The sequence below is a fragment of the Moorena sp. SIO3I6 genome (assembly GCF_010672095.1).
On sequence record NZ_JAAHHU010001570.1, the window covers coordinates 1 to 1,159 of the forward strand.

1 protein-coding gene is annotated in these 1,159 nt (G+C 42.1%); it reads left to right on the top strand.

Translation table 11 applies throughout. From position 1 onward, the window contains the following. The first annotated feature begins 192 nt into the window (after positions 1-192). A complete protein-coding gene (locus tag F6K49_RS51295; protein WP_293110630.1) occupies positions 193-1,113 on the top strand; it encodes a haloacid dehalogenase-like hydrolase in 921 nt (306 codons plus the stop codon). Positions 1,114-1,159: the final 46 nt, after the last annotated feature.

Consider the following 1,159-nt stretch of genomic DNA (forward strand, 5'->3'; position numbering starts at 1 on the left):
CTACACTCTCCCTTTGACTATAAATGTAAAAACCTACTTCCTCGGTGCGCTAATGCACGTCAACTTTTGCCTCTAGCATACATGCCTAAAGCCCTTGCGCGTAGCGCTATATTGACAAGATTGGTTTGGTCGGTAAAAATAGCCTTGTTTGCCTTGAAGCGGATCAGCAATTAAACCCGAAAAGCCTTAATCATGAAAAAAAGAACGTTCTTAGTTTTCCTATCGATTCTATTATCAGTGTTTTGCCTAGGAGGTTTTTTTGGATGTCCCTCTGCTGCTGCCGACTATGACCCCTTAGTCTCTTGGAATCAGGGTGCGGCTAAGCAAACGATTTTTGACTTTGTGCAAGAGGTTACCAATCCCAACAGTGATAACTACGTTCGTCCTAGCGGACGCATCGCGGTCTTTGATAATGATGGAACCCTGTGGACTGAAAAACCCAAAAATATTTACGGGTTATTTATCAAAGATATGCTAGGGAATGCCTTTTCAAATAAAAGGAATGCCATTTTTGAAGACCTCAAACTCCAGGGATTAACACCGGAAGACTATAAACAGAAAGCGAGGTTATTTCTGGATAATTCCAAGCATCCAGACTTTGGGATTCCATACATAAAGGTTACTTACCAGCCCATAGTTGAACTGGTCAATTATCTCAGGAGTAATGATTTCAAGGTCTATATTTGTTCTGGGGCGGGACTTGATTTCATTCGCTCCTATGCTGAAGATGCTTACGGTGTTCCCCCTGAAAATATTATTGGTACGACCGTCCAAACCAAGTTTATTACTAAAGACGATGGCTCTCATGTTTTGGTTAAGACACCAATACTGGTCAAACCGATTAATAAAAACGAAGGTAAAGTAGTGGACATTGACCGCTACATTGGTAAAAAACCAATTATGACCATTGGTAATTCCGATGGTGATTTAGAAATGCTTCAATACACTGACGAGCAGGAGGGGCCAGCTTTGATGATGTTGGTTCACCACGATGATCCCCGCGAATATGTATATGATATAGGTGCGGAGAATGCTCTTCGGGAGGCCGACGCTCGTGGTTGGACAGTTATCAGTATGAAAGAGGATTTCGTAACAGTGTTTGGAAAGGATTAATCCGATCAGTAGTTTCTGATCGGTATCCTAGACAGTAAGTGCCAAC